Raw genomic sequence first — 19016 nt, 5'->3', positions numbered from 1 at the left:
CCGTGCCGCGGGTTTTCCGTAATCATCGCGGTGCTGGGGTGCAGATCTTGCCCATGGGGGAGGAGGAGGTGAAGTCGCCGAGTCCGAGGCTCCGGGGTTCACCGGAGTTGGGTGCAAAAGGGAGATGCTCCGCCAGTGGAGCGGAGCGATCCGGGAACGGAGTTCTGCGTGGACATCGTCGTCAAGGGCCGCAAGACCGAGGTGCCCGAGCGGTTCCGCAAGCACGTGGCCGAGAAGCTGAAGCTGGAGAAGATCCAGAAGCTCGACGGCAAGGTGATCAGCCTCGACGTCGAGGTGTCCAAGGAGCCCAACCCCCGACAGGCCGACCGTTGCGACCGAGTGGAGATCACGCTCCGCTCCCGCGGTCCGGTGATCCGGGCGGAGGCAGCGGCCAGTGACCCGTACGCGGCGCTCGACCTGGCGGCGGAGAAGCTGGACGCACGCCTGCGCAAGCAGCACGACAAGCGGTTCTCGCGCCGCGGCGCACGGCGGATCCCGGCCGCCGAGGTCCCCGACCACGTCCCGGGCGCGGCGACGCTCAACGGGAACGGCAGCCCCGTCCACCCCGGGGACACGGACGGCGTGCCCACCACGAAGATGGGCTCCCTCGAGGTGCAGGGCGAAGGCCCCCTCATCGTCCGCGAGAAGACGCATGTCGCCGCCCCGATGACCCTCGACCAGGCTCTCTACGAGATGGAACTGGTCGGACACGACTTCTACCTGTTCGTCGACTCCGAGACCAAGGAGCCGAGTGTCGTCTACCGGCGGCACGCGTACGACTACGGCGTCATCCACCTCAACACGGACCCGATGGTCGCCCAGGCGCAACCGCCCGCGGCGGGAGGCACGCTGGGCGGCTGACCGGCTCGGCCGGCAGGTGAGCCTGTGCCCCTGGAAGCGCGTGTGCGCCCCAGGGGCATCGGTGTGCGACCACTTCGCGCCCCGCTCGGTCACCGCGTTGTCACCCGGGCATGGAATCATGGCCGCAACGGCCCAACCGGTGGGCCGCTGCCTTGGGTTGGCGATGGCACAGCACCACAGGCCACAGCCTTCAGGGGGAGGAACGATGGCGGACAGCTTCGGACCGATGCAGGACGGGGATGCCGACGGCGGCGTCGTCGGCATGGGCCCGGACGTGGGCGGTACTCCACGCAAGGAGCCGATCAGAGTCCTTGTGGTGGACGACCACGCCCTCTTCCGCCGTGGCCTGGAGATCGTGCTCGCCGCGGAGGAGGACATCCAGGTCGTCGGCGAGGCGGGCGACGGCGCGGAGGCCGTCGACAAGGCCGCCGATCTGCTGCCCGACATCGTGCTGATGGATGTCCGGATGCCCAAGCGCGGCGGAATCGAGGCCTGCACCTCCATCAAGGAGGTCGCACCCAGCGCGAAGATCATCATGCTGACGATCAGCGACGAAGAGGCCGATCTCTACGAGGCGATCAAGGCGGGCGCGACCGGATATCTCCTCAAGGAGATCTCCACCGACGAGGTGGCCACCGCCATTCGCGCGGTGGCCGACGGGCAGTCGCAGATCAGCCCGTCCATGGCGTCGAAACTCCTCACCGAGTTCAAGTCGATGATCCAGCGCACCGACGAGCGCCGGCTGGTGCCGGCGCCGCGGCTCACCGACCGTGAACTCGAGGTGCTCAAGCTCGTCGCCACGGGGATGAACAACCGCGATATCGCGAAGGAGTTGTTCATCTCCGAGAACACCGTGAAGAACCATGTGCGCAACATCCTGGAGAAGCTGCAGCTGCACTCCAGGATGGAGGCGGTGGTCTACGCGATGCGGGAGAAGATCCTCGAGATCCGCTGAGGCCGACGGCGTCGGCGCCGGTCAGCGGAGCGCGGCCATCAGCGCGCGGGTCACCTCGCGCAGGAGGGGCTCGCGCAGCTCGGGGGCGTCCACCCGCTCCACGCGGACCGTCGTGCAGTCCACCCAGCTCGCCGCCTCGACCAGCGCCTCCGCCACCGCCGGGACCGCCTTCGGGCCGTCCAGCGTGACCTGGCGGGCCACGAGGGTGTCGCTGCCCTCGCGCGCCGGGTCCACGCGGCCCACGAGACGGCCGCCGGCCAGCACCGGCATCGCGTAGTAGCCGTGCACCCGCTTCGGCTTCGGGACGTAGGCCTCCAGGCGGTGGGTGAAGCCGAAGATCCGCTCCGTGCGCGCCCGGTCCCAGATCAGGGAGTCGAACGGGGAGAGCAGGGTCGTACGGTGCCGGCCGCGCGGGGGCGTGGCGAGGGCCGCCGGATCCGCCCACGCGGGCTTGCCCCAGCCCTCCACCTCCACCGGGACCAGACCCGAGTCGGCGATCACCGCGTCGACCTGCTCGCCCTTGAGGCGGTGGTAGTCGGCGATGTCCGCGCGCGTGCCGACGCCCAGCGACTGCCCGGCCAGCCGGACCAGGCGGCGCAGGCACTCGGTGTCGTCCAGCTCGTCGTGGAGGAGCGCCTGGGGGACCGCGCGCTCGGCGAGGTCGTACACCCGCTTCCAGCCACGCCGCTCGACGCACACCACCTCGCCGTACATCAGCGCGCGCTCCACGGCGACCTTGGTGCCGGACCAGTCCCACCACTCGCTGGTCTTCTTGGCGCCGCCCAGCTCCGTGGCGGTCAGCGGGCCCTCGGTGCGCAGCTGCTTGATGACCTGGTCGTAGACGCCGTCGGGGAGCTCGTGCCCCCAGTGCGGGCGGTCGCGGTAGGCGCGGCGGCGGAAGGCGAAGTGCGGCCACTCCTCGACGGGCAGGATGCAGGCCGCGTGCGACCAGTACTCGAAGGCATGCGTGTCCGTCCAGTAGGCGGACTCGACCGTCCTGCGGCCGACGGCGCCGAGACGCGCGTAGGGGATGAGCTCGTGGGAGCGGGCGAGGACCGAGATGGTGTCGAGCTGGACCGCGCCGAGGTGGCGGAGCACGCCCCGGACGCCCGAGCGGCGGTCGGGAGCGCCGAGGAAGCCTTGTGCCCTCAGGGCGACACGGCGGGCTTCGTCCGCCGAGAGGGCGGCAGTGGGGCGCGGGAGGGTCGTCATGGCCCGGACGATAGAGGGTGGCACTGACAGTGCGGTGTGAGCTGGGACTACGGCTCGGACGTCAGCCTGCGAATCGGACGTCAGCCCTGCGAGGGGGCCGGCAGGTAGGGCGCGGCCGAGGGCAGGCCCAGGTCCGAGGGCAGCAGGGATCCCACCCAGCAGTCGCGTCGTACACCCTTGTTGTTGAGGGAGGAACGCAGTGTGCCCTCGATGGTGAAGCCGGCGCGTTCCGCGACCGCGCGGGAGGCGTGGTTGCCCACCTCGGCACGCCACTCGACCCGGTCGATCGCCATCCGCGTGAAGGCCCAGTGGGCGGTCGTGCGGGTGGCCTCGGTGGTGTAGCCGTGGCCGCGGTGCTCCTTGGCGGTCCAGAAGCCGACCTCGGCCGTGCCCAGGGAGCGCATGGTGAGGGCGAGCATCCCGGCCAGCTCCCCGGGTGTCAGGAAGACACCGAAGGTGAACATCGAACCCTCGGTCCAGCCGTCGGGGACCATCTGCTCGGTGAAGCTGCGGGCGTGCTCCGGGAGATAGGGCGAGGGGATCGTCGTCCAGCGCTGGATGTCGGGGTCCTGGACGGCCGCGTACACCGCGTCGGTGTCCTGCGGGCCGACCGCGCGCAGCAGCAGACGCGGGGTGGTGAGCGTGACGGGTTCCATCGGCCGATTCTGCTCGCCCGGGCGTCCGGGGCGCCACGTGTTTCGCGGTCTGTGAGCCCGTGATCACATTTCGCGCAATTCCTCGCCCCGGCGCGGCACTATCCGCGGGGCCCGGCCGTTGTCCTCGGTGAAGCGGCAGACAACCTGCGACCACCCGGACCGGTCATACGAAACGGGCTCACAGGGCCCGCTGGAAAGCGGCGGACGGTCGTCGGGTCGACAGGCCTCCCGGCGCGCCCGGGTCCTCGCATACGATGGCCGTTGCTCAGTACGTCCAAGGAAACCGACCGTCCCAGGCCCGACCGGCAAGGAGACAAACCCCCGTGTCCGTCCTCTCGAAGATCATGCGTGCAGGCGAAGGCAAGATCCTGCGCAAGCTGCACCGCATCGCGGACCAGGTCAACTCCATCGAAGAGGACTTCGTCGACCTCTCCGACGCCGAGCTGCGGGCCCTCACCGATGAGTACAAGCAGCGCTACGCCGACGGCGAGAGCCTCGACGACCTGCTCCCCGAGGCGTTCGCCACCGTCCGCGAGGCCGCCAAGCGCGCCCTCGGTCAGCGCCACTACGACGTGCAGATCATGGGCGGCGCGGCCCTCCACCTCGGCTACGTGGCCGAGATGAAGACCGGTGAGGGCAAGACCCTCGTCGGCACCCTGCCCGCGTACCTCAACGCGCTGGCCGGCAAGGGCGTCCACCTCATCACGGTCAACGACTACCTGGCCGAGCGCGACTCCGAGATGATGGGCCGCGTCCACAAGTTCCTGGGCCTCGAGGTCGGCTGCATCCTCGCCAACATGACGCCGGCCCAGCGTCGCGAGCAGTACGCGGCCGACATCACGTACGGCACGAACAACGAGTTCGGCTTCGACTACCTGCGCGACAACATGGCGTGGGCCCAGGACGAGCTCGTCCAGCGCGGCCACAACTTCGCCATCGTCGACGAGGTCGACTCCATCCTGGTCGACGAGGCCCGTACGCCGCTGATCATCTCCGGTCCGGCCGACCAGGCCACCAAGTGGTACGGCGACTTCGCCAAGCTGGTCCTGCGCCTGAAGAAGGGCGAGGCGGGCAACCCGCTCAAGGGCGAGGAGGAGACCGGCGACTACGACGTCGACGAGAAGAAGCGCACGGTCGCCATCCACGAGTCCGGCGTCTCCAAGGTCGAGGACTGGCTGGGCATCGACAACCTCTACGAGTCGGTGAACACCCCTCTGGTGGGCTACCTGAACAACGCCATCAAGGCGAAGGAGCTCTTCAAGAAGGACAAGGACTACGTCGTCCTCGACGGCGAGGTCATGATCGTCGACGAGCACACCGGCCGTATCCTCGCCGGCCGCCGCTACAACGAGGGCATGCACCAGGCGATCGAGGCGAAGGAAGGGGTGGACATCAAGGACGAGAACCAGACCCTCGCCACGATCACCCTGCAGAACTTCTTCCGCCTCTACAAGCGCCACGACCACAACGGCAAGGAACAGCCCGGTCTGTCCGGCATGACCGGTACGGCCATGACCGAGGCTGCCGAGTTCCACCAGATCTACAAGCTCGGTGTGGTGCCGATCCCCACGAACAGGCCGATGGTCCGCAAGGACCAGTCGGACCTGATCTACCGCACCGAGGTCGCCAAGTTCGAGGCGGTCGTCGACGACATCGCGGAGAAGCACGAGAAGGGCCAGCCGATCCTGGTCGGCACGACCTCCGTCGAGAAGTCGGAGTACCTCTCGCAGCAGCTCTCCAAGCGCGGCATCCAGCACGAGGTGCTCAACGCCAAGCACCACGAGCGCGAGGCGACGATCGTCGCGCAGGCCGGACGCCGGGGCGCCGTCACGGTGGCCACCAACATGGCCGGCCGTGGTACCGACATCAAGCTCGGGGGCAACCCCGAGGACCTCGCCGAGGCGGAGCTGCGTCAGCGCGGCCTCGACCCCGAGGAGCACATCGAGGAGTGGGCGCAGGCGCTGCCCGCCGCCCTGGAGAAGGCCCAGCAGGCGGTCAAGGCGGAGTTCGAGGAGGTCAAGGACCTCGGCGGGCTCTACGTCCTCGGCACCGAGCGGCACGAGTCGCGCCGGATCGACAACCAGCTGCGCGGTCGTTCCGGCCGTCAGGGCGACCCCGGCGAGTCCCGCTTCTACCTCTCCCTCGGCGACGACCTGATGCGCCTGTTCAAGGCCCAGATGGTCGAGCGCGTGATGTCCATGGCGAACGTGCCGGACGACGTGCCGATCGAGAACAAGATGGTCACCCGCGCGATCGCGTCCGCGCAGTCGCAGGTCGAGCAGCAGAACTTCGAGACCCGTAAGAACGTCCTGAAGTACGACGAGGTGCTCAACCGGCAGCGCGAGGTCATCTACGGCGAGCGCCGCCGCGTCCTGGAGGGCGAGGACCTGCAGGAGCAGATCCAGCACTTCATGGACGACACCATCGACGCGTACGTCGGCGCGGAGACCGCCGAGGGCTTCCCGGAGGACTGGGACCTCGACCGGCTGTGGGGCGCCTTCAAGCAGCTCTACCCGGTGAAGGTCACCGTCGACGAGCTGGAGGAGGCGGCCGGCGACCGCGCGGGCCTGACCGCCGAGTACATCGCCGAGTCCATCAAGGACGACATCCACGAGCAGTACGAGTCGCGCGAGACGCAGCTCGGCTCCGAGATCATGCGTGAGCTGGAGCGCCGCGTCGTGCTGTCGGTCCTGGACCGCAAGTGGCGCGAGCACCTCTACGAGATGGACTACCTCCAGGAGGGCATCGGCCTGCGCGCGATGGCCCAGAAGGACCCGCTGGTCGAGTACCAGCGCGAGGGCTTCGACATGTTCACCGCCATGATGGACGGCATCAAGGAGGAGTCCGTCGGCTACCTGTTCAACCTGGAGGTCCAGGTCGAGCAGCAGGTCGAGGAGGTCCCGGTCGAGGACACCGAGACGGTTTCCGACAGCGTCCAGGACGCGGTGCCGGCCCAGGCGGGCTCACGTCCGGAGATCCGCGCCAAGGGCCTGGAGGCGCCGCAGCGTCGGGGCATGCACTTCTCCGCGGCCACCGTGGACGGAGAGGCCGGTCTCGTCGAGGGCGACTTCATCTACGACGACGAGGAGCCGGCCCGCTCCGAGGCGGACGGCCTGACCCGCGCGGAGCGCCGCAAGCAGGCGAAGGGCAGCCGCCGCCGCAGGAAGTGACGGCGACGGAATCACGTCGGAAGGGCCGGTCACCCCGGAAGGGGGCCGGCCCTTCGGCTTGCCCGGCCCAGCCTTCTTCGGCTTGCCGGGCGGGCCTTCCGGGGCTTGCCCAGGGCCCCTCCGGGTTCTGGCCACGCCGGGCCCCCTCCCAGGCTTGCCGCGAGGCCCCCTTCGCGCTTGCCAGGCAGGCCCAGGCCCTCTTAGGTCTGTGTCCGGTCCCTGGAACCCCTGGGACCGGTCCGGCGCCCCCTAGCTGCCGTGTGGCGCTCGGGGGCCGCCCAGTTCCACCGCCGTGCAGCGCCAGCGCAGGTCCGCGCCCTGTTCGATGCGGAAGGCCATGGCGCGCAGCTGGTCGCCCGCGGCGATGCGGGCGAAGACCTCCAGGGCGCCGGCGCGGGGGACGTAGTAGCCGATGTCGCGGACGACCGGGTCGGCGCCGCGGGTGCGCAGGGGGCCGCGTTCGGCGAGGCGGGCCAGGTCGTCGTAGGCGGGACCCGCGGTGTGCCGGAGCATCCAGTGGACCGGTCGGCGGCCGCTGAGGACGGCCAGCAGGCGCTCCGCGAAGAGGTCCGTGGGGCGGGGGCTCGGCGGCGCCGCCGGAGGGGTGAGCGGCCGGCGGGACGAGGGCGCTCCGGGGCGGCGGGAGTCCCGGCGGCCGGGCGGGCGGGTGCCCGGGCGGAGCTGGCCGGTCCTGGTCATGACCTTGTTCATGGGGATCCCCGTTCGGCGAGCCCGGAGTACCGGGCGGTAACTTGCGGTCGGGGATCTTGTACGGGGCCGGGACGGCGGCAGCAAGGCGCCGGCGGCCCGTGTCGGGGGCCCGGGAATGTTCACCTATCCGAGTGATCGGGGGCGCCCGAACCCGGCCGGGCGGCGGGCGGCACCGGGTGAACCGGAGGGTGTCGGGTGGACGCTCCCGACGTCACCGCCCGGGACCCGAAAGGGGACGCCCGCACGTATCCTGAAGGCCCTCCGGGAGGCGCCACGACCTTCGGGGGACCCGCGGAGTCGAAGAGTCGAGAAAAGAGCGGCCAGCATGCGCGTCTATGTCCCCCTGACCCTCCCCGGGCTTGCCGAGGCGCACAAGACGGGCGAGCTGGGGACCGGTCCGTTCGTCGCCTACGCCGTCACGCCGGCGCTGCGCGAGTGGTACCTCTCCGACGACATGGAGGAGCTGGAGTACGCGGCCCTCAGCCGGGCCGCCCTGGCCTCGCTGCGGCTGCTGGCCGCCGAGCCGGGCGCGGCGCGGCGCCGGGTCGTGGTGGCCGTGGACGTCCCCGACGGCACGGCGGCGGCCGACCCGGACCGCGGGCTCGACCCGGCGGCGCTGGGCGAGGTGCGGGTGACCGGGACGGTGGCACTGGCCAAGGCGGCCGCGGTGCACGTCGACTCCGACGACGCGGAGGAGGACGTGACCGCCGCGGCCGGGGCGCTGGCGGCGGCGGACGGCGGGGACGACGACGCGCAGTTCGTCGTGGACGGGGCCGAGGACCATGAGCTGCTCTGGTACGCCACGCAGGAGATCCCGAACCTGATGGGGCTCGGCTGAGCCGATGGGGCGCGCGTGACCTGCGGTGATGTACCCGTGGTCTTGATTGTCAGTGGCGGCGGGTAGCGTTTTTTGCATGGGGAAGCACGAAAGCGCACACATTGTCTGGGACTGGAACGGCACGCTGTTCCACGACAACGACGCGATCATCGGGGCGACGAACGCGGCCTCGGCCGAGCTGGGCCTGGCGCCGATCACGCTGGAGCAGTACCGGGCGCTGTACTGCGTGCCGGTGCCGAAGTTCTACGAGCGGCTGATGGGGCGGCTGCCGACGGACAGCGAGTGGGAGGTCATGGACGAGATCTTCCACCGGTACTACGCCGAGCACCGTGGTCTGTGCGGGCTGACCGACGGGGCCGCCGAGCTGCTGGCCGGGTGGCGTTCGGCGGGACGCAGCCAGTCGCTGCTGAGCATGTATGTGCACGACGAACTCGTACCGCTGGTGCGGGGGTTCGGGATCGAGCCGCACTTCGTACGGGTGGAGGGCCGGGTCGGGCCGTCCGGGGGCAGCAAGGCCGAGCACATGGTCCGGCATCTGCGGCGGCTGGGGGACGTGGCGCCGGGGCGGACCGTGGTGATCGGGGACGCGGCGGACGACGCGGTGGCGGCGCACGCCGTGGGCGCGAAGGCGGTGCTGTACACCGGGGGGTCGCACGGCCGGGCGAGCCTGGAGGAGGTCGGGGTCCCGGTGGTGGACTCGCTGGCGGAGGCGGTCGAGGAAGCGGAGCGGATGGTGGCGTGAGCCTCCCCGGGGCCGCCGTCCCTGTGCAGAGTGTCAAAGTTCGCCCCCCTGTTTTGTACACATACGGCTCATGACGGGCCCCGGGTGGGGAGCGATAGCCTGGTGGCGTGATCAGCGCGATAGTTCGCGGGGGCGTCACCGCCCCTGCCCTGCGCCCGGTGAGCACGGAACACCTCCGTGACCGGGCGGCGGTCGCTGGTCCTCCCGGGCGGAGGGCGCCGAAGGCGGCCCTGGCAGGGGCGCTGCCGAGAGCAGCATCACACCTGCGGAGCAGCTCGAATATGGCTCAATACCCCCCGCTCGTCTCACCTTGCGGCATAGCGTCGGAGCAGACCGGACACCCCGGCCGTGGCGTCGAGCCGCAGGGGGAAGATCCCGTACTTCCTTCTACGTCACGCAATGGCGCGCGACAGGAGCCAGAGGACAATGCAGACCAAGCTGGACGAAGCCAAGGCCGAGCTGCTCGATCGGGCCGCCCGGGTAGCTGAGAACAGCCCGGCAGGGGGGCACCTACCGACTGGGACGACGGGAGAGGCGGACCAGGAGTCCGTGTTCGCGTTCCTCCAGCGCTACTACCTGCACACCGCACCGGAGGACCTCGCCGACCGCGACCCGGTCGACGTCTTCGGCGCCGCCGTCTCGCACTACCGTCTTGCCGAGACCCGTCCCCAGGGCACCGCCAACGTCCGGGTCCACACCCCGACCGTCGAGGAGAACGGGTGGACCTGCAGCCACACCGTGGTGGAGGTCGTCACCGACGACATGCCGTTCCTCGTCGACTCGGTCACCAATGAGCTGACCCGGCAGGGCCGGGGCATCCATGTGGTCATCCACCCCCAGTTCGTCGTCCGCCGCGACCTCACCGGCAAGCTGATCGAGGTGCTGCCGACCCCGGCCACGGACGGGGAACTGCCGCACGACGCGCACATCGAGTCCTGGATCCACGTCGAGATCGACCGCGAGACCGACCGCTCCGACCTCAAGCAGATCACCGCCGACCTGCTGCGCGTGCTCTCCGACGTCCGGGAGGCCGTCGAGGACTGGGAGAAGATGCGGGAGGCCGCCGCCCGCATCGCCGAGGAACTCGGTGACGAGCCCGTGCCCGGCGACCTGCCGCGCCCCGAGGTCGAGGAGGCCCGCGAACTGCTGCGCTGGCTGGCCGCCGACCACTTCACCTTCCTCGGCTTCCGCGAGTACCAGCTCCGCGAGGACGACTCCCTGGCCGCCGTGCCCGGCACCGGCCTCGGCATCCTGCGCTCCGACCCGCACCACGCCGTCGACGAGGGCCATCCGGTCAGCCCCTCCTTCGAGCGGCTCCCGGCCGACGCGCGCGCCAAGGCCCGTGAGCACAAGCTCCTCGTCCTGACAAAGGCGAACAGCCGGTCGACCGTGCACCGGCCGTCGTACCTGGACTACATCGGCGTCAAGAAGTTCGACGCGGACGGCAACGTGGTCGGCGAGCGCCGCTTCCTCGGCCTGTTCTCGTCCGCCGCCTACACCGAGTCGGTGCGCCGGGTGCCCGTCATCCGCCGCAAGGTCGACGCGGTCCTGGACCGGGCCGGCTTCTCGCCCAACAGCCACGACGGCCGCGACCTGCTCCAGATCATGGAGACCTACCCGCGCGACGAGCTGTTCCAGACCCCGGTCCCCGAGCTGGAGTCGATCGTCACCAGCGTCCTCTACCTGCAGGAACGCCGTCGGCTGCGGCTGTACCTGCGCCAGGACGAGTACGGCCGCTACTACTCGGCCCTCGTCTACCTCCCCCGGGACCGCTACACCACCGGCGTCCGGCTGCGGATCATCGACATCCTGAAGGAGGAGCTCGGCGGCACCAGCGTCGACTTCACGGCCTGGAACACCGAGTCGATCCTCTCCCGGCTGCACTTCGTCGTCCGCGTCCCGCAGGGCACCGAGCTGCCCGAGCTGTCCGACGCCGACAAGGACCGCATCGAGGCCCGCCTGGTCGAGGCGGCCCGCTCCTGGGCCGACGCCTTCGGCGAGGCGCTCAACGCAGAGTGCGGCGAGGAGCGCGCGGCCGAACTGCTGCGCAAGTACACCAACTCCTTCCCCGAGGGCTACAAGGCCGACCACACCCCGCGCGCGGCGGTCGCCGACCTCGTGCACCTGGAGCGGCTCACCGAGGAGGCGGGCAACGACTTCGCGCTCAGCCTCTACGAGCCGGTGGGCGCCGCCCCCGACGAGCGCCGCTTCAAGATCTACCGCAAGGGCGCGGCGATCTCCCTGTCTGCCGTGCTGCCGGTCCTCAACCGGATCGGCGTCGAGGTGATCGACGAGCGGCCGTACGAACTGCGCTGCGCGGACCGGACGACCGCCTGGATCTACGACTTCGGCCTGCGCGTGCCGAAGGTCCAGGGCAGCGCGAACGGCGACTACCTCGGCGAGGACGGCCGTGAGCGGTTCCAGGACGCCTTCGCGGCGACCTGGACCGGCCAGGCGGAGAACGACGGCTTCAACGCGCTGGTGCTGAGCGCCGGGCTGAGCTGGCGGCAGGCGATGGTGCTGCGGGCGTACGCCAAGTACCTGCGGCAGGCCGGCTCCACGTTCAGCCAGGACTACATGGAGACCACGCTCCGCCACAACGTCCACACCACCCGGCTGCTGGTCTCCCTCTTCGAGGCGCGGATGTCGCCGGACCGGCAGAAGGCCGGCCTGGAGATCACCGACGCCCTGCTGGAGGAGCTGGACGCGGCGCTCGACCAGGTGGCCTCGCTGGACGAGGACCGCATCCTGCGGTCCTTCCTGACCGTCATCAAGGCGACGCTGCGCACCAACTTCTTCCAGGAGACGGTCGAGGGCAGGCCGCACTCCTACGTCTCCATGAAGTTCGACCCGCAGGCCATCCCCGACCTTCCGGCGCCCCGCCCGGCGTACGAGATCTGGGTGTACTCGCCGCGTGTCGAGGGCGTGCACCTGCGGTTCGGCAAGGTCGCGCGCGGTGGTCTGCGCTGGTCCGACCGCCGCGAGGACTTCCGCACCGAGATCCTCGGCCTGGTCAAGGCGCAGATGGTGAAGAACACCGTCATCGTGCCGGTCGGTGCCAAGGGCGGCTTCGTCGCCAAGCAGCTGCCGGACCCGGGCAAGGACCGGGACGCGTGGCTCGCGGAGGGCATCGCCAGCTACAAGACGTTCATCTCGGCGCTGCTCGACATCACCGACAACATGGTGGCCGGCGAGATCGTGCCCCCGCAGGACGTGGTCCGGCACGACGAGGACGACACCTATCTGGTGGTCGCGGCCGACAAGGGCACGGCGACGTTCTCCGACATCGCCAACGAGGTCGCGGGCAGCTACAACTTCTGGCTCGGCGACGCCTTCGCCTCCGGCGGCTCCGCGGGCTACGACCACAAGGGCATGGGCATCACCGCGCGCGGCGCCTGGGAGTCCGTGAAGCGGCACTTCCGGGAGCTGGGCGTCGACACCCAGAGCGAGGACTTCTCGGTCGTCGGCATCGGTGACATGTCCGGTGACGTGTTCGGCAACGGCATGCTGCTCAGCGAGCACATCCGCCTGGTCGCCGCCTTCGACCACCGGCACATCTTCATCGACCCGAACCCGGACGCGGCCACGTCCTACGCCGAGCGCCGCCGCCTGTTCGAGCTGCCCCGCTCCAGCTGGGGCGACTACAACACGGACCTGCTCTCGGCGGGCGGCGGGATCTTCCCGCGCAGCGCCAAGGCCATCCCGGTCAACGGCCACATCCGTGAGGCCCTCGGCATCGAGGACAAGGTCGCCAAGGTGACCCCGGCCGAGCTGATGAAGGCGATCCTGGCGGCGCCGGTCGACCTGCTGTGGAACGGCGGCATCGGCACCTACGTCAAGGCGTCGACCGAGTCGAACGCGGACGTCGGCGACAAGGCCAACGACGCCATCCGCGTCGACGGCGCCGACCTGCGCGTCAAGGTCGTCGGCGAGGGCGGCAACCTGGGCCTGACCCAGCTCGGCCGGATCGAGTTCGCCCGCCAGGGCGGCAAGATCAACACCGACGCCATCGACAACAGTGCGGGCGTGGACACCTCGGACCACGAGGTGAACATCAAGATCCTGCTCAACGGTGTGGTCGCGGACGGCGACATGACGGTCAAGCAGCGCAACAAGCTGCTGGCCGAGATGACCGACGAGGTCGGCGCCCTGGTGCTGCGCAACAACTACGCGCAGAACGTGGCGATCTCCAACGCGCTGGCCCAGTCCGGGGACATGCTCCACGCCCAGCAGCGCTTCCTGCGCCACCTGGTGCGCGAGGGTCACCTGGACCGCGCCCTGGAGTTCCTGCCCACGGACCGCCAGATCCGCGAGCGCATCGGCACCGGCCAGGGCCTGACCGGGCCGGAGACGGCCGTCCTGCTGGCGTACACGAAGATCACGGTCGCCGACGAGCTGCTGGCGACCTCGCTGCCGGACGACCCGTATCTGAGCAGCCTGCTGCACGCCTACTTCCCGACCGCCCTGCGCGAGCAGTTCGCCGCCGCGCTCATCAGCCACCCGCTGCGCCGCGAGATCACGACCACGGTCCTGGTCAACGACACGGTCAACACCGGTGGTACGACGTATCTGCACCGGCTCCGCGAGGAGACCGGGGCCTCCCTGGAGGAGATCGTCCGGGCGCAGACCGCGGCCCGCGCGATCTTCCGCTCCGCTCCGGTGTGGGACGGTGTCGAGGAACTGGACAACAAGGTGGACGCGGCCGTCCAGACCCGGATCCGGCTGCACTCGCGCCGCCTGGTCGAGCGCGGCACCCGCTGGCTGCTGAACAACCGCCCGCAGCCGCTGGAGCTCGCCGAGACCGTCGACTTCTTCTCCGAGCGGGTCGAGCAGGTCTGGCAGCAGCTGCCCAAGCTGCTGCGCGGCGCGGACCTGGAGTGGTACCAGCACCTGTACGACGAGCTGTCCGCGTCCGGTGTCCCGGACGAGCTGGCGACCCGCGTGGCCGGCTTCTCCTCCGCCTTCCCGGCGCTGGACATCGTCTCGGTGGCCGACCGCATGGGCAAGGAACCGCTGGATGTCGCCGAGGTCTACTACGACCTCGCCGACCGGCTCGGCGTCACCCAGCTGATGGACCGCATCATCGAGCTCCCGCGTGCCGACCGCTGGCAGTCGATGGCCCGCGCCTCCATCCGCGAGGACCTGTACGCGGCCCACGCGATGCTCACCGCCGACGTGCTCGCCGTGGGCAACGGCACCTCGACGCCCGAGCAGCGCTACGCGGCCTGGGAGCAGAAGAACTCGGCGATCCTGGGCCGGGCCCGGGCCACCCTGGAGGAGATCCGCAGCTCGGACTCCTTCGACCTGGCCAACCTGTCGGTGGCCATGCGGACGATGCGGACGCTGCTGCGCACGCACTCATAGCCCTGCAGAGCAGTAGTACGACAGAAAAGGCGCCCCGAGCCGGTGACGGCTCGGGGCGCCTTTACCGTAAATGCGGGGTCGTCGGCGGCAGCGGTGTGCTCGTCAACGTCCTGGCCTTCAACCTGCTGTTGCACGGGCCGCGTTGGCCGGCCATGACGGCGACGGTGGTGGCCAGCTGTATCGCGCGAGCCGCGCCGTGTAGCACGGCGCGGCTCGCGGTCGTAGGTCTGCGTCAGGAGGGAGACGGGGCGACCTTGGGCTTGGGCTTGGGCTTCGCCTTGGTCTTGTCGGACTTGTCGCCGGTGAAGGCCTCGTACTCGGCGAGGACGTCCTCGGTGGGTCCGTCCATGCGCAGCACCCCGCGCTCCAGCCACAGCACCCGCTCGCAGGTGTCGCGGATGGACTTGTTGTTGTGGCTGACCAGGAACACCGTGCCCGCGTGCTGGCGCAGCTCGCGGATGCGCTCCTCGGACCGCATCCGGAAGGACGCGTCACCGGTGGCCAGGGCCTCGTCGATGAGCAGGACGTCGTGGTCCTTGGCGGCGGCGATGGAGAAGCGCAGCCGGGCGCCCATGCCGGAGGAGTAGGTCCGCATCGGGAGGGTGATGAAGTCGCCCTTCTCGTTGATGCCGGAGAAGTCGACGATGTCCTGGTAGCGCTCCTTGATCTCCTCGCGGGACATGCCCATGGCGAGGCCACCGAGGTAGACGTTCTTCTCACCGGTCAGGTCGCCCATCAGGGCCGCGTTGACGCCGAGGAGAGAGGGCTGGCCGTCGGTGTAGATGGCGCCGTTCTCCACCGGGAGCAGGCCGGCGACGGCCTTGAGCAGGGTGGACTTGCCGGAGCCGTTGGTGCCGATGAGGCCGATCGCCTCGCCCTTGTAGGCGACGAAGGAGACGTTCTTGACCGCGTGCACCTTGCGGACGCCCGCCGCGTTCTCGGTCCGCTTCTTGCCGCGCAGCATGCGGTTGAGGGCGGCGGTGGCGGAGCCGCGTCCGGCTCCGGTGCCGTTGACCCGGTAGACGATGTCGACGCGGTCGCAGACGACGGTGGGGATGTCGCTCACGATGCGGGGCTCACGCTCGATGGGTGTCTCGTCCATGCTGGGGGTGTCGCTCACGTTCTCAGCCACGGCCGTACGTCTCCTCAGCCTTCCAGAAGTAGATGAACCCGCCGACGCCGACGACCACGGCCCAGCCGGTCGCGACGAGCCACACGTGCGGCGGCAGCTGGCTGGAGTGGAAGCTGTCGATCAGGGAGTAGCGCATCAGGTCGATGTAGACGGCGGCCGGGTTGTCCTTGAGTACCGGCGCCACCCAGCCCGGCAGCCCCTTGTGGTTGCCGGTCAGCTTGTCGATGCTCCACATGACGCCGGAGATGTACATCCAGGTGCGCAGCACGAACGGCATCAGCTGGGAGATGTCCGGGGTCTTGGCGCCCCAGCGGGCCATGATCAGCGACATGCCGGTGTTGAACATGAACTGCAGGAGCAGCGCCGGGACGGCCAGCAGCCAGGAGGCCGCCACCGGCACGCCGAAGCAGAGCAGGATGACGATCAGGGCGCACATGGAGAACAGCAGCTGCTGCAGCTGCTGGAGGCAGAAGGAGATCGGGAGTGCTGCCCGCGGGAAGTGCAGGGCGCGGACGAGGCCGAGGTTGCCGGCGATCGCGCGGGTGCCGGTCATGATCGAGCTCGACGTGAACGTCCAGATGAACACACCCGTGACCAGGAACGGGATGTAGTCCGGCACGCCCCTCTTGGTGCCCAGCAGGATGCCGAAGATGAAGTAGTACACCGCGGCGTTCAGCAGCGGGGTCATGACCTGCCAGACCTGGCCGAGCTTCGCCTGGGCGTACTGGGCGGTGAGCTTGGCGGTGGCGAACGCGACGATGAAGTGCCGTCGGGCCCACAGCTGGCGGATGTACTGGGGCAGGGAGGGACGGGCGCCGCTGACCGAGAGGCCGTGCCGGGCGGCGAGCGCCGCGAGGTCGTCCTCGGCCGAGACCGGAGTCGGGGGCGGTGTGTGGAGAACCTGGGTCACATCCGCTGCTTTCACTCGGGGGGGTGGGGGTGCTGCGGCGTCCGGCTGGGCGCCGGGCCCGTCATCCGAAGTTTCCTTACGCTTCTCTTCACGTTTTCTTACGTCGGGACGGGACCGTATCGTCGCAACGGGAGCGTAGGCCGAGTTGGCGTCGGAACGCAACCGTTTCGTCGTCACGGGTGCGTGTGTGCCGTGACACTTCCGAGGTCGGGGCGCGACCGATTCGTTGTGCGAGAGGGTGGGGCGCGTGTTCGGGTACGGCGGTGAACTGGGGCGTGTTCAGCGCGACCGCGTTGCGGCGATCGGGTGGCGGCCCGGTGTCGGGGACTCGTCGGGACGCAACCGTTTCGTCGTTACGCCCCTATGCTGGGTGACATGACGACGAACGCCGAGGAGTCCCAGACGCGTCCGCGCCGACGAGCCCCCGCCGGGGCGGCCGTCCTCCGCGAGGACGTGACCGAGGCCATCCGGGCCGCCGTCTTCGAGGAACTCGCGGCGGTCGGCTACGCCCGGATGTCCATCGAGGGCATCGCGCGCCGCGCGGGCGTCGGCAAGACCGCCGTCTACCGTCGCTGGCGCTCCAAGCTGCACCTCGTCCTCGACGTCGTCTCCGCCCTCGCCGTGCTGGGCCTGCCGGTGCCCGACACCGGCTCCCTGGAGGGCGACCTGCGGCTCCTGTACGAGGTCACGTCCCGTGCGCTGCGCCACCCCGTCGCCTCGCAGATCATCCCGGACCTCCAGGCCGAGGCGGCCCGCAACCCCGAGATCGCCGAGGCCATGCAGAAGACGCTGCGCGAGGGCCAGGAGGGCGTCGCCAGCAAGATCATCGAGTCGGCGCAGCGGCGCGGCGAACTCGCCGCCGACCTCGACGACGACCTGGCCATGGACCTGATCTCCGGCCCGCTGTACTGGCGGTCGGTGGTGATCCGCACCCCGAAGCTGCCGAAGGGCTATCTGGGGGCGCTGGCCCGCGGGACCACGGAGGCGCTCAAAGCGCTGTGAACCACTCGGCCGGGGATGTCACAGGCGGGCCGGCCGTCTCGTCGTAGGGGGCGCAGACATCCTCGACCTGGGAGTGGACGATGAACCTCGCCCTGTGGATCGCCGCCGGACTGCTGGCCGCGGTGGCCCTGACCGGTGGCATCAGCAAGACGTTCGTGCCGAGGGAGAAGCTGGCCGCGGCCCACGGCGGCGGCTGGACCGGTGAGGTCGGCGACGGCTTCGTGAAGACGCTGGGGGTCCTCGAACTCCTGGCCGCGGCGGGCCTGGTCCTGCCGGCCGTCACCGGCGTCGCACCGGTACTGGTGCCGGTGACCGCCACCGCCTGGACCCCGCTGATGATCGGCGCGATGATCACCCACGGCCGGCGCGGCGAACGGGCGTTCGTGGCGCTGAACCTGGTCTATCTCGTGATCGCGCTGGTCGTCGCGGTGGGCCGGTTCGGCCCCGGCGCGTTCTGATGCCGAAGGGGCGAAGGGGCGAAGGGCCGACGGGCCGAACGATCGAAGGGGAGGGAACGGGACATGAACAGGACCGAGGAGTTCCAGGACCTGCGGCCGCTGCTGTTCTCGATCGCGTACCGGATCCTGGGCAGCGTGAGCGAGGCGGAGGACGCGGTCCAGGAGACCTGGCTGCGGTTCGAGGCCTCACCGACGGAGGTCAGGTCGCCCAAGGCCTTCCTGTCGGCCGCGGTGACCCGGATCTCCATCGACGTACTGCGCTCGGCCCGCGTCCGGCGCGAGGCGTACGTCGGCCCGTGGTTCCCCGAGCCGCTGCTCACCGACCCCTACGAGGACCCGGAGCGCTCGGCGGAACTGGCCGACTCGCTCTCGATGGCGGCCCTGCTGCTCCTCGAACGCCTCAGCCCCCTGGAACGTGCCGTCTTCGTCCTCCGCGAGGTGTTCGACTTCGGCTTCCCTGAGGTCGCGGCGGCGGTGGGTCGCTCGGAGGCCGCCTGCCGTCAGCTCGCGGTCCGCGCCCGCCGCCACATGGCCGAGGGCCGCCCCCGCTTCGAGGCGGACCACCGCGAACGCGACGAACTGGCCGCACGCTTCTTCGAGGCCCTCCACGAGGGCGATGTCGCCGCCCTCCAGGACCTGCTCGCCGCCGACGTCTCGCTGGTCGGCGACGGCGGCGGCAAGGCCCCGCAGCTGGCCCGCGCGGTCGCCGGCGCCCAGAACGTGGCCCGTCTCCTCGCCGCTGTCTTCCCCGCGCTGGCCCGGGTCCAGGTGACCTGCGAACCCCACGAGGTCAACGGCCAGCCCGGCGCGGTCTTCCGCGACCGCGACGGCAAAACCCTCCAGACCTTCTCCCTCGACATCCTCGACGGCCGCGTCCAGACCATCCGCCTCGTCCTCAACCCCGACAAACTCGCCCACCTGGGCCCGGCCGCCGACGCCTGGACCCTCTCCGAAGAGCTCAAACGGGCCCGCCGGGAGCGGGACTGACGGCAGCTCACCGACCGC

At 70.2% G+C, this 19016-nt stretch carries 14 protein-coding genes; 9 read left to right on the top strand and 5 right to left on the bottom strand.

Annotated features, from left to right (window positions below):
- Positions 1–168 precede the first annotated feature (168 nt).
- On the top strand, positions 169–861 hold the full coding sequence (gene hpf / locus ACFZDK_RS41630) for a ribosome hibernation-promoting factor, HPF/YfiA family (protein ID WP_390980663.1): 693 nt from the start codon (positions 169–171) through the stop codon (positions 859–861).
- Positions 862–1066: 205 nt separating this feature from the next.
- Positions 1067–1816, top strand: a complete 750-nt coding sequence (locus ACFZDK_RS41625; protein WP_390980661.1) for a response regulator — start codon at positions 1067–1069, stop codon at positions 1814–1816.
- A gap of 21 nt (positions 1817–1837) precedes the next feature.
- Here the strand turns inward: ACFZDK_RS41625 and ACFZDK_RS41620 are convergent, their stop codons facing one another.
- Positions 1838–3028, bottom strand: coding sequence for a DNA glycosylase AlkZ-like family protein (locus tag ACFZDK_RS41620; RefSeq protein ID WP_390980659.1), 1191 nt, complete (start codon positions 3026–3028; stop codon positions 1838–1840).
- 80 nt (positions 3029–3108) lie between these two features.
- Entirely contained in the window at positions 3109–3684 is a 576-nt protein-coding gene (locus ACFZDK_RS41615; RefSeq protein ID WP_390980657.1) for a GNAT family N-acetyltransferase, read from the bottom strand.
- A gap of 323 nt (positions 3685–4007) precedes the next feature.
- Between ACFZDK_RS41615 and secA the strand changes: the two genes are divergently transcribed.
- Positions 4008–6854: a preprotein translocase subunit SecA gene (gene secA / locus ACFZDK_RS41610; RefSeq protein WP_390980655.1), complete on the top strand. Its 2847-nt coding sequence runs from the start codon at positions 4008–4010 to the stop codon at positions 6852–6854.
- A 249-nt stretch (positions 6855–7103) separates the two neighbouring features.
- On the opposite strand, the gene ACFZDK_RS41605 is transcribed toward secA, so the two are convergent.
- Entirely contained in the window at positions 7104–7565 is a 462-nt protein-coding gene (locus ACFZDK_RS41605; RefSeq protein ID WP_390980653.1) for an Rv3235 family protein, read from the bottom strand.
- A 325-nt stretch (positions 7566–7890) separates the two neighbouring features.
- Between ACFZDK_RS41605 and ACFZDK_RS41600 the strand changes: the two genes are divergently transcribed.
- From ACFZDK_RS41600 to ACFZDK_RS41590, 3 genes are all read left to right on the top strand, one after another.
- On the top strand, positions 7891–8403 hold the full coding sequence (locus ACFZDK_RS41600; protein WP_390980651.1) for a DUF6912 family protein: 513 nt from the start codon (positions 7891–7893) through the stop codon (positions 8401–8403).
- A 76-nt stretch (positions 8404–8479) separates the two neighbouring features.
- A complete protein-coding gene (locus tag ACFZDK_RS41595; RefSeq protein ID WP_390980649.1) occupies positions 8480–9145 on the top strand; it encodes an HAD family hydrolase in 666 nt (221 codons plus the stop codon).
- 426 nt (positions 9146–9571) lie between these two features.
- Positions 9572–14509, top strand: a complete 4938-nt coding sequence (locus tag ACFZDK_RS41590; protein ID WP_390980647.1) for an NAD-glutamate dehydrogenase domain-containing protein — start codon at positions 9572–9574, stop codon at positions 14507–14509.
- 232 nt (positions 14510–14741) lie between these two features.
- On the opposite strand, the gene ACFZDK_RS41585 is transcribed toward ACFZDK_RS41590, so the two are convergent.
- Entirely contained in the window at positions 14742–15611 is an 870-nt protein-coding gene (locus ACFZDK_RS41585; protein WP_390980703.1) for an ATP-binding cassette domain-containing protein, read from the bottom strand.
- A gap of 22 nt (positions 15612–15633) precedes the next feature.
- Positions 15634–16551 (bottom strand): ABC transporter permease, encoded by a 918-nt coding sequence (locus tag ACFZDK_RS41580; protein ID WP_390980645.1) that lies wholly within the window; start codon positions 16549–16551, stop codon positions 15634–15636.
- A gap of 375 nt (positions 16552–16926) precedes the next feature.
- Here ACFZDK_RS41580 and ACFZDK_RS41575 point away from each other — a divergent pair, with 375 nt between their 5' ends.
- From ACFZDK_RS41575 to ACFZDK_RS41565, 3 genes are all read left to right on the top strand, one after another.
- Positions 16927–17553, top strand: a complete 627-nt coding sequence (locus ACFZDK_RS41575; RefSeq protein WP_359221027.1) for a TetR/AcrR family transcriptional regulator — start codon at positions 16927–16929, stop codon at positions 17551–17553.
- Between the two features lie 80 nt (positions 17554–17633).
- Positions 17634–18011, top strand: coding sequence for a DoxX family protein (locus ACFZDK_RS41570; RefSeq protein WP_390980642.1), 378 nt, complete (start codon positions 17634–17636; stop codon positions 18009–18011).
- Positions 18012–18074: 63 nt separating this feature from the next.
- A complete protein-coding gene (locus tag ACFZDK_RS41565) occupies positions 18075–18998 on the top strand; it encodes an RNA polymerase sigma-70 factor (protein WP_390980640.1) in 924 nt (307 codons plus the stop codon).
- Positions 18999–19016: the final 18 nt, after the last annotated feature.

Source organism: Streptomyces sp. NPDC007901 (genome assembly GCF_042959465.1).
Taxonomy (GTDB): Bacteria; Actinomycetota; Actinomycetes; order Streptomycetales; family Streptomycetaceae; genus Streptomyces.
The sequence above is the reverse complement of the archived record's forward strand: the minus strand, read 5'-3'. Positions and strand labels throughout refer to the sequence as shown.

What these genes read in the sequence shown, in the direction of transcription:
- ACFZDK_RS41585 (WP_390980703.1), bottom strand. Translation starts at nt 15,611, where the DNA reads ATGGACGAGACACCCATCGAGCGTGAGCCCCGCATCGTGAGCGACATC.
- ACFZDK_RS41565 (WP_390980640.1), top strand. Translation starts at nt 18,075, where the DNA reads ATGAACAGGACCGAGGAGTTCCAGGACCTGCGGCCGCTGCTGTTCTCG.
- ACFZDK_RS41625 (WP_390980661.1), top strand. Translation starts at nt 1,067, where the DNA reads ATGGCGGACAGCTTCGGACCGATGCAGGACGGGGATGCCGACGGCGGC.
- ACFZDK_RS41600 (WP_390980651.1), top strand. Translation starts at nt 7,891, where the DNA reads ATGCGCGTCTATGTCCCCCTGACCCTCCCCGGGCTTGCCGAGGCGCAC.
- ACFZDK_RS41570 (WP_390980642.1), top strand. Translation starts at nt 17,634, where the DNA reads ATGAACCTCGCCCTGTGGATCGCCGCCGGACTGCTGGCCGCGGTGGCC.
- ACFZDK_RS41590 (WP_390980647.1), top strand. Translation starts at nt 9,572, where the DNA reads ATGCAGACCAAGCTGGACGAAGCCAAGGCCGAGCTGCTCGATCGGGCC.
- ACFZDK_RS41575 (WP_359221027.1), top strand. Translation starts at nt 16,927, where the DNA reads ATGACGACGAACGCCGAGGAGTCCCAGACGCGTCCGCGCCGACGAGCC.
- ACFZDK_RS41595 (WP_390980649.1), top strand. Translation starts at nt 8,480, where the DNA reads ATGGGGAAGCACGAAAGCGCACACATTGTCTGGGACTGGAACGGCACG.
- ACFZDK_RS41605 (WP_390980653.1), bottom strand. Translation starts at nt 7,565, where the DNA reads ATGAACAAGGTCATGACCAGGACCGGCCAGCTCCGCCCGGGCACCCGC.
- ACFZDK_RS41620 (WP_390980659.1), bottom strand. Translation starts at nt 3,028, where the DNA reads ATGACGACCCTCCCGCGCCCCACTGCCGCCCTCTCGGCGGACGAAGCC.
- ACFZDK_RS41615 (WP_390980657.1), bottom strand. Translation starts at nt 3,684, where the DNA reads ATGGAACCCGTCACGCTCACCACCCCGCGTCTGCTGCTGCGCGCGGTC.